Origin of the sequence: Micrococcus sp. KRD077 (assembly GCF_017168505.1) — a bacterium.
GTDB classification, from domain to species: Bacteria; Actinomycetota; Actinomycetes; order Actinomycetales; family Micrococcaceae; genus Micrococcus; species Micrococcus luteus.
In genome coordinates this window covers 32,357-41,170 of sequence record NZ_JABFAZ010000043.1, presented here as the reverse complement: position 1 = coordinate 41,170, position 8,814 = coordinate 32,357, and the positions used below count along the sequence as shown (strand labels likewise).

Below are 8,814 nucleotides of genomic sequence, written 5' to 3'. Positions count from 1 at the left end.
GTGCCAGCCTGGCGCGGTGGGGCGGGCGGCGTCCTGGGCCGCCGTCGGCCTGGGGAGGAGTTCGGGTGCGCGGGGGTCTGTGCAGGCGGGGACGCAGGGGCGTGGCCGCAGCGCCGGCGACCTGTCACGCGAGCGGTCGCTCTGAGGTGCGATCCACGCGCCATTCCGACCCCTCGCATTCCCGGTGGGTGCCAGGACGGTGCTGGCCGACGTCGGCGCCGGCTGACCGCCCGCGCCCTGTCCACCTGACGCGAACAGTCAGCGGACACCCGGGCGGGGCCGGTACCGTGGAGGCTTGACCCGGGCGCGACGTCGGCCCTGCGCCGGCCCCGGCTGCACGGCGGCCGCCCCGGGGAGCCCGGCCCCCGCGGCAGACCAGGAGACACTCGGACCGTGAAGAAGCTGTTCAACAAGCCCTACGTCTGGATCCTGCTGGGCCTGCTGGTCCTCGCCGTCGCGATCCCGCTGACCACGTCACAGAGCGGCCGCACCATGGTGGACACCAACGTGGGCATGGCCCTGCTGAAGGACGACAAGGCCGCGCAGGCCCGCGTGGTGGACGGGGACCAGCGCGTGGACCTCACCCTGCGTGAGCCCTACAAGCAGGACGACCGGGACCTCGGCAAGGAGGTCTACTTCTACTTCGCCACCGCGCGCGCCACGGACGTGGTCACCGCGGTGGACGACTCGGCCCTGGACGGCTACACGGACGAGCCGGTGCGGAGCAACTGGTTCCTCTCGCTGCTCGGCTTCATGGTTCCGTTCCTGCTCATCGCACTGCTGTTCTGGTTCCTGATGTCCCGCATGCAGGGCGGCGGTGGCAAGGTCATGCAGTTCGGCAAGTCCCGCGCCAAGCTGATCAACAAGGACAACCCGGACGTGCTGTTCAAGGACGTCGCGGGCGCGGACGAGGCCGTGGAGGAGCTCCAGGAGATCAAGGAGTTCCTCACCGTGCCGGACCGCTTCCGCGCCGTGGGCGCCAAGATCCCCAAGGGCGTGCTGCTCTACGGCCCGCCCGGCACGGGCAAGACCCTCCTCGCCAAGGCCGTGGCCGGTGAGGCCGGCGTGCCGTTCTACTCGATCTCCGGCTCGGACTTCGTGGAGATGTTCGTGGGCGTCGGCGCCTCGCGCGTGCGCGACCTCTTCGAGCAGGCCAAGTCCAACGCCCCCGCCATCATCTTCGTGGACGAGATCGACGCCGTCGGCCGGCACCGCGGCGCAGGCATCGGCGGCGGCAACGACGAGCGTGAGCAGACCCTGAACCAGATGCTCGTGGAGATGGACGGCTTCGACGCCTCGACGAACGTCATCATGATCGCCGCGACCAACCGCCCGGACGTCCTGGACCCGGCGCTGCTGCGCCCGGGCCGCTTCGACCGCCAGATCCCCGTGGACGCCCCGGACCTCGAGGGCCGCGCCAAGATCCTCGAGGTGCACGCGCAGGGCAAGCCGATCGCCCTGGACGTGGACCTGCGCTCCCTGGCCAAGCGCACCCCCGGCTACACGGGTGCGGACCTGGCCAACGTGATCAACGAGGCCGCGCTGCTCACGGCGCGCTCGAACAACAATGTGATCGACAACCACGCCCTGGACGAGGCCGTGGACCGCGTGATGGCCGGCCCGCAGAAGCGCACCCGCCTGATGAACGAGCACGAGCGCAAGGTCACCGCCTACCACGAGGGCGGCCACGCGCTCGTCGCGGCCGGGCTGCGCAACTCCGCCCCGGTCACCAAGATCACGATCCTGCCCCGCGGCCGCGCCCTGGGCTACACGATGGTGGTCCCGGAGGACGACAAGTACTCCGTCACCCGCAACGAGCTCCTGGACCAGCTCGCGTACGCGATGGGCGGGCGCGTGGCGGAGGAGATCGTGTTCAAGGACCCGTCCACGGGCGCCGCGAACGACATCCAGAAGGCCACGGACACGGCCCGCAAGATGGTCACCGAGTACGGCATGTCCGCCAAGGTGGGCGCCGTCAAGCTCGGCGGTGGCAGCTCCGAGCCCTTCGTGGGCGGTGCCCCCGGCGGCTCCTCCCGCGAGTACTCCGAGGAGCTCGCGTACCTGGTGGACGCCGAGGTCCGCACCCTGCTGGACCAGGCCCACGCCGAGGCCCACTGGGTGCTCACGGAGAACCGGGACGTCCTGGACCGGCTGGCCTACGAGCTGCTCGAGAAGGAGACGCTGACCCAGGAGGCCATCGCCGCCATCTTCGCGGACGTCCGCAAGCGGCCCGAGCGCGGCGTGTGGCTGGCCTCGGACGACCGGCTCCCGCAGGACATCCCGCCGGTCCTCTCCCCCTCCGAGCGCCGCTCGCGCCACGACGGCGGGGAGCAGACCCCCGTCGGCGTCGAGGGCACCACGGTGCCGGTGCGTCCGGAGGGTGCGCCGCCGTCGTCGCTGGGCGGGGACGCGGCCGGCCCCGGCCTGCCGCCGCACGGCGGTCCGAGCAACACGCCGGGCCCCGGCGAGGGACCGACCTTTTGACCGCACAGGAGACCCGCATGACAGCCCACACCCCCAACGACGCCGTCCCCGGCACGTTCGACCCGGACTCGACCGCGGTCGACCGGCCGCGCATCGAGGCGGCGGTGCGGGAGATCCTGCTGGCGATCGGTGAGGACCCGGACCGCGAGGGCCTGGCGGACACCCCGGCGCGGGTGGCCAAGGCGTACGCGGAGTTCTTCGCGGGCCTGCACCAGAGCCCGGACCAGGTGCTCGGCACCACGTTCGACATCGCGCACGAGGAGCTCGTGCTCGTGAAGGACATCCCGTTCTACTCGACGTGCGAGCACCACCTGGTGCCGTTCCACGGCGCCGCGCACATCGGCTACATCCCTTCCGCCGAGGGCCGCGTGACGGGGCTGTCCAAGCTGGCCCGCCTCGTGGAGCTGTACGCGCGGCGTCCGCAGGTGCAGGAGCGGCTGACCACGCAGGTGGTGGAGGCGCTCATGGAGCACCTGGCCCCGCGCGGGGCGATCGTGGTGGTGGAGGCCGAGCACATGTGCATGTCCATGCGCGGCGTGCGCAAGCCGGGCGCGAAGACCGTCACCTCGGCGGTGCGCGGCCAGCTGCGGGATCCGTCCACGCGCTCGGAGGCGATGAGCCTCATCATGCACGGCTGAGGACCACCGACGGCGGAGGAGGACACGTGGACGAGAGCATCGACGCGGCGGCGCGGGAGGCGAACCGCGCCCTGCTGGGGCGGCTGCCCGCGGACCGGACCCTGGTCATGGGCATCCTCAATGTCACCCCTGACTCGTTCTCGGACGGCGGGGAGCACGCCACCGTCCGCGCGGCCGTCGAGCACGCCCGGCGCATGGTCGCGGACGGCGCGGACATCGTGGACGTGGGCGGGGAGTCCACCCGCCCCGGGGCCCGCGCCGTGCCGCCGGCCGAGGAGCAGGAGCGCATCCTGCCCGTGATCGAGGCGCTGCTGGCCGAGGACGTCGTCGTCTCCGTGGACACGCGCCACACCGCCACCGCCCGGGCCGCCCTGGCGCTGGGCCCGGTGATCGTCAACGACGTCTCCGGCCTCGCCCACGAGCCGGAGATGCCGGCGCTGATCGCCGCGTCGGGCGCGCCCTACATCCTCATGCACAACCGCGGGAACCCGCAGACCATGGACGGGCTGGCCGTCTACGAGGACACCGTCCCGGACGTCGTGTGCGAGCTGCGGGACGTGGCCGGCCGCTTCCTCGCCGCGGGCGTCGAGCCCGCGCAGCTGATCGTCGACCCGGGCCTGGGCTTCGCGAAGGCCGGCGAGCAGAACTGGGAGCTGCTGCGCGGCCTCGAGTGGCTCCGCGCCATGGGCCACCCGGTGCTCGTCGCCGCCTCGCGCAAGCGGTTCCTGGGCACGCTGCTGGCGGACGACGACGGCACCCCGGCCCCGCCCGCCGCGCGCGACGCCGCCACCGCGGCCATCTCCGCCCTCGCCGCCGCCCAGGGCGCGTGGGGCGTGCGCGTGCACGACGTGCGCGCCAGCGCCGACGCCGTCCGCACCGCCGCCGCCTGGGTCGGGGCGCATGCCCCGGGTGAGCCCGTCTCCGAGGACGTGCTGCCGTGAGCGCCCGGGACCGCATCCGCCTGGCCGGGCTGTCCGCCGTCGGGCACCACGGGGTCTTCGACCACGAGCGCCGGGACGGGCAGCCGTTCGTCACGGACGTCGTCCTCCACCTCGACGCCGGCCCCGCCGCGGCCGGCGACGACCTCGCCCGCACCGCCAACTACGCCGAGGTCGCGGACACGGTGGTCCGCCTGGTCACCGGGGAGCCGGTGGACCTGATCGAGACCCTCGCCGACCGGATCGCCCGCGCCGTCCTCGCCGAGCAGCCCGTGGTGACCGCCGTCGAGGTCACCGTGCACAAGCCGCAGGCGCCCATCCCGCACGACTTCGCGGACGCCGCCGTCACCGTGCACCGCACCCGGGAGGATCTCGCGTGAGCACCGTCGACTGGACGCACCCGGCCGAGGGCCCCGCGCCCGTCCCCGAGCTGGGCGCCCGCCCGGACGCGCCCGTCGCGGCCGTGCTGGCCCTCGGCGCCAACCTGCGCGAGCCCGCGCAGACGCTCGACGCCGCCGTCGCCGCCCTGTCCGCGCTGCCGCACATCACGGACGTCCGGGCTTCGCCCCGGGCCGTCACCGCGCCCGTGGGCGGGCCGCCGGGCCAGCCCGACTACCTCAACCAGGTGGTCACCCTGCGCACGGACCTCGCGCCGTGGGAGCTGCTCGCGGTGGCGCACCGGCTCGAGCAGGACCACCATCGGCGGCGTGAGGTCCGCTGGGGCGCGCGCACCCTGGACGTGGACGTGATCGCCTACGGGGACGTGCGCAGCGACCACCCGGACCTCACCCTGCCGCACCCCCGCGCGGCCGAGCGGGCCTTCGTGCTGCTGCCGTGGCTGTGGCTCGACGCGGACGCCACGCTCGCCGGCACGCCCGTCGCCGACCTCGCCGCCGTCGCCGCGGACGCCCCCGGGGTGCGCCGTCAGGAGCCAGAGCGGCACCGGCTGCTGGCCGGCACCGACGACGTCGCCCCGCTCCGCCCCGCGCGCCCGGACGCCCTCGGGAGGGAGGCCACGTGATCGCGCTGCGCTCCGGGTGGACCCTGCTCGTGGTGCTGGCGGCCGCCGTGCTCGGCTGGCTGGCCGGGCTCGCCGCGCCGTCCCTGGGCTGGCCGGCGCCCGTGGTGGGCCGCGGCGGCCTGATCACCGTGGCCGCGGTCTCCGTGCTGTGCCTCGCGCTGGGCTGGCGGGTGCGCCGCGACCGGGAGAAGCCCGCCGCCGCGCGGATGGACCCGCTCGCCGCGGCCCGCACCCTCGTGCTCGGCCAGGCCTCCGGCTTCGCGGGAGCGGCCCTCGGCGGGTGGCACGCCGGGGTGGCGGTGCAGGTGCTGCTGCGGGCCGGCGTGGAGGCACCGACCGTGCGGGAGGCCGCCCTGCAGGCCGTCGGCGGTCTCGTCCTGCTGGTGGTGGGGCTGATCGTCGAACGGTGGTGCCGGATCCCGCCTGAGGAGGATGCGCCCGAGGGCGGTCGTGGGCAGGATGGGTCCCCGGGCCGACCGGCCCGTCCCGAGACGGAAGGAGGGTATGCCCGTGCCCGGCATTGACCTGAGCGGCGTGGCCTTCACGCCGGCCTCGCCGCGGCTGGCGACGGTGAAGCTCATCGCCACGACCATCGGCCACCTGATCTGGCTCGCCGCGTTCTCCGTGCCGCTGATCCTCAAGCTCACCGGCCCGTGGGCGGGGATGGCCGCGTGGGTCGCGTGGGGGCTGCCGGCCGTCGTCGTCGTGTCCTGGATCGTGGACCTGATCCTGATCCCCCGGCGCGTGCGCGCGATGGGCTGGGCCGAGCGCGAGGACGACGTCCTGTGGCGCGAGGGCATCCTGTTCCGCAGCGTGCACGCGGTGCCGTACGGCCGCCTGCAGTACGTGGACGTCTCGGACGGTCCGCTGCTGCGCCGGGTCGGGCTGCAGACCCTCACCCTGAAGACCGCCGCCGCGGGCGGGGACGTCACCCTGGAGGGCGTGCCCCGCGAGAGGGCCGAGGAGCTGCGCGAAGTCCTCATGGCGCGCGGCCAGGCGCGGCTGGCGGGCCTGTGAGCGCGGCCGCCCCGCCCCCCGCCGACGACGCCGGCTGGGTCCGCGTCCACCCCGCCTCGCCCTGGGTGCGGGGCTGGACCTTCCTGCTGCTGATCCTGTTCTTCGCGGGCCGCAACGCGGTGGAGGACTTCGCGGCGGGCCGGCTCAGCGGGGAGGACGCCCCGGGCGGCGGCGACGGCAGCCTGCTCGTGGCCGGCGGCATCCTGCTGGGGGTCACCCTGCTGATCAGCCTCGTGTTCTTCTTCTCCTGGTGGTTCACCCGGTTCCGCTGCGGGGAGGACCGGATCGAGCTGCGCCAGGGCTGGCTCTTCCGCAGCCGCCGGCAGATGCGCTACGACCGCATCCAGGCGGTGGACCTGCAGCACCCCCTCGTGGCCCGGCTGCTCGGGCTGGCCACAGTGAAGGTCGAGGCGGCCGACGGCGGCGAGTCCGCGCTCGAGCTGTCCTTCCTGCGCCGCGCCGAGGCCGAAGCGGTGCGCCGGGAGATCCTGGACCGCGCGTCGGGGATGCTCGGGGGAGCCGGGGCGGACGCGTCCGCGCCGGAGCGGGCGGCCGAGCCCGGCCTCCCCGACGCCGACGCCGCGGACGCCGGCGAACTCATGCTGCAGGTGCCCGCGGGGCGGCTCCTCGGCTCCGTCCTGCTCTCCGGAGGCGTGCTGGGGGTGCTGGCCGGGTCCCTGATCTGGCTGGCCGGCCTCGCCCTCGTGGTCGCGCTGCTGCCCGAGGCGGTGCTGGACGAGGGGGAGACCCTGACCGGGATCGGCGCGGCCGCGTCCCTGCCCGCCCTGTTCTCCGTGGCCGGCGTCGCGTGGTCCCGGTTGAACGCCGGCTGGGGTTTCCAGGTGCGCCGCTCCACCGACGGGCTGCGACTGCGGCACGGGCTCACCGAGACCACCCACCAGACCGTCCCGCCGGGGCGGGTGCAGGGGGTGACCGTCTCCCAGCCCCTGTTCTGGCGGCCCTTCGGCTGGTATCGGGTGAACATGGCGGTGGCCGGGTACCTGCAGGAGTCCGACGGCGCCCGGGACGTCGCGCTGCCCGTCGGCCCGTGGGAGGACGTGCTCCGCGTCCTCACGGTCGTGGCCCCGGACCCGGGCCTGGACGGCGATCCGCGCGCCGCGCAGGGGCTGACCCCCGCCGGGCTCATGCACCTCGGCGTGCACGGCACCGGCACGGAGGGCGGCTTCCAGCACGTGCCGCGGCGCGGCAGGTGGTGGTTCAACTGGTTCGCCTGGCGGCGGACCGGCTTCACGACGACGCGGTCCCTGCTGGTGGTGCGCAGCGGCTGGTTGAACCGCCGGCTGCAGACCCTCCAGCACGAGCGCATGCAGGCGGCCGAGCTGGCGCAGGGCCCGGTGCAGCGACGCCTGGGCCTGGCCACGGTGCGCGTGTGGGTCGCGGGGGCGAACGCCGTGGTCCGCGACCTCGACGAGGACGTGGCCGTGGACCTGTACGCCCGGGAGGCCCGGCACGCGGCCGTCTCGCGTCGCCTCGCCGACCGCGACCAGTGGATGCGCCCCGAGGAGCTGGCCCGCTTCGAGCAGCGCACGCGCGAGGTCGCGGCCACCGAGGTGGGCCGCCGCGAACTGGCCCGGGCCGGCGTCGTCGGCGGCGCCGTCGTCGGGGAGGAGAGCGGGGCGCACGTCCCCGCCGTGCGCGGCGAGGAGGAGCGATGACCGGCGGACTCGACCTGAGCCTGGACCCGCATGACCCGGCGCAGCGGCCCGGGCGGCTGGGCGTCGGCGTGGTGAGCGCGGGTCGAGTGGGGGCCGTGCTGGGCTCGGCGCTGCGGGCTGCGGGCCACACGATCACGGGCGTGCACGCCGTCTCCGAGGCCTCGCGGGACCGCGCGGAGATGCTCCTGCCGGGCGTGCCCGTCCTGGAGATCCCCGAGATCCTGCGCCGCTCCGAGATGGTCGTCTTCGCCGTCCCGGACGACGCGCTGGGCGAGCTCGTGGCCGGCCTGGCCGCCGCGGGCCACGTGCAGACCGGCCACCTGCTCGTGCACACCTCCGGCCGCTACGGGGTGGGGGTGATGGAGCCGGTGCGCGCGCACGGGGCGATCCCCCTGGCGATCCACCCGGCCATGACGTTCACGGGGCTGAGCCTCGACGTCGCCCGGCTGCAGGACTGCGTGTTCGGCGTGACCGCGGACCCCGTGGTGCTGCCCGTGGCCCAGGCGCTCGTGGTGGAGATGGGCGGCGAGCCCGTGGTCGTGAAGGAGGCCGACCGGGCGGCCTACCACCTGGCGCTGTCCCACGGGTCGAACCACCTGGTGACGCTGACGGCGCAGGCCCGTCAGATCCTCGAGACGATCGGGGTGGCCGACCCGGAGCGGGTGCTGCGCTCGCTCATGACCGCCGCGCTGGAGAACGCGCTCACCGACGGCGACGGCGCCCTCACCGGCCCCGTGGCCCGCGGTGACGTCGACACGCTGCGGACCCACCGTGAGACCCTCGGCGAGCTCGAGGCCGGGGGACTGTCGGCGGACGTGCGGGCCGTGTGGGAGACCCTCGCCCGCGCGACGACCGACCGCGCCGAGACCCGCGGCGCCCTGCGCGCGGACACGGCGGCGCGGCTGCGCGAGGTCCTCGACGGCTCCGACGACCCCCACGACGACTGACCGACCCCCCACCGCCCCCGCTTTCGTTCGGGAAACGGCGGGTCCCGGGCCGTTTTCGTTCGGGAAACGGCGGGTCCGGGGCCGCGCCCCGGC

The 8,814-nt window shown here is 75.0% G+C and carries 9 protein-coding genes; all 9 read left to right on the top strand.

Annotated features, from left to right (window positions below; translation table 11 throughout):
- The first annotated feature begins 393 nt into the window (after window positions 1–393).
- From ftsH to J1M39_RS10925, 9 genes are read left to right on the top strand one after another with little or no spacing between them, the layout of a single operon-like run.
- Entirely contained in the window at window positions 394–2,484 is a 2,091-nt protein-coding gene (ftsH, locus tag J1M39_RS10965) for an ATP-dependent zinc metalloprotease FtsH (RefSeq protein ID WP_206496781.1), read from the top strand.
- A 17-nt stretch (window positions 2,485–2,501) separates the two neighbouring features.
- On the top strand, window positions 2,502–3,122 hold the full coding sequence (folE, locus tag J1M39_RS10960; protein WP_101965657.1) for a GTP cyclohydrolase I FolE: 621 nt from the start codon (window positions 2,502–2,504) through the stop codon (window positions 3,120–3,122).
- Between the two features lie 26 nt (window positions 3,123–3,148).
- On the top strand, window positions 3,149–4,063 hold the full coding sequence (folP, locus tag J1M39_RS10955; protein ID WP_206496780.1) for a dihydropteroate synthase: 915 nt from the start codon (window positions 3,149–3,151) through the stop codon (window positions 4,061–4,063).
- The gene (gene folB, locus J1M39_RS10950) at window positions 4,060–4,440 is read left to right on the top strand and encodes a dihydroneopterin aldolase (protein ID WP_044659875.1); all 381 of its coding nucleotides are present in this window, start codon (window positions 4,060–4,062) and stop codon (window positions 4,438–4,440) included. Before folP ends, folB begins: the two co-directional genes overlap by 4 nt.
- On the top strand, window positions 4,437–5,081 hold the full coding sequence (gene folK, locus J1M39_RS10945; protein WP_206496779.1) for a 2-amino-4-hydroxy-6-hydroxymethyldihydropteridine diphosphokinase: 645 nt from the start codon (window positions 4,437–4,439) through the stop codon (window positions 5,079–5,081). The genes folB and folK overlap by 4 nt, the downstream gene beginning before the upstream one ends.
- Window positions 5,078–5,605 (top strand): DUF3180 domain-containing protein, encoded by a 528-nt coding sequence (locus tag J1M39_RS10940; RefSeq protein WP_206496778.1) that lies wholly within the window; start codon window positions 5,078–5,080, stop codon window positions 5,603–5,605. The genes folK and J1M39_RS10940 overlap by 4 nt, the downstream gene beginning before the upstream one ends.
- Window positions 5,586–6,098 carry a PH domain-containing protein gene (locus J1M39_RS10935; protein WP_020625296.1) on the top strand — a complete coding sequence of 171 codons (513 nt, stop codon included), beginning with the start codon at window positions 5,586–5,588 and terminating at the stop codon, window positions 6,096–6,098. Before J1M39_RS10940 ends, J1M39_RS10935 begins: the two co-directional genes overlap by 20 nt.
- Complete coding sequence (locus J1M39_RS10930; RefSeq protein ID WP_095695204.1) at window positions 6,095–7,774, top strand: PH domain-containing protein; 1,680 nt, start codon at window positions 6,095–6,097, stop codon at window positions 7,772–7,774. The genes J1M39_RS10935 and J1M39_RS10930 overlap by 4 nt, the downstream gene beginning before the upstream one ends.
- The gene (locus J1M39_RS10925) at window positions 7,771–8,721 is read left to right on the top strand and encodes a Rossmann-like and DUF2520 domain-containing protein (RefSeq protein ID WP_044659878.1); all 951 of its coding nucleotides are present in this window, start codon (window positions 7,771–7,773) and stop codon (window positions 8,719–8,721) included. The genes J1M39_RS10930 and J1M39_RS10925 overlap by 4 nt, the downstream gene beginning before the upstream one ends.
- Window positions 8,722–8,814: the final 93 nt, after the last annotated feature.

What these genes read in the sequence shown, in the direction of transcription:
- folE (WP_101965657.1), top strand. Translation starts at nt 2,502, where the DNA reads ATGACAGCCCACACCCCCAACGACGCCGTCCCCGGCACGTTCGACCCG.
- J1M39_RS10935 (WP_020625296.1), top strand. Translation starts at nt 5,586, where the DNA reads ATGCCCGTGCCCGGCATTGACCTGAGCGGCGTGGCCTTCACGCCGGCC.
- J1M39_RS10925 (WP_044659878.1), top strand. Translation starts at nt 7,771, where the DNA reads ATGACCGGCGGACTCGACCTGAGCCTGGACCCGCATGACCCGGCGCAG.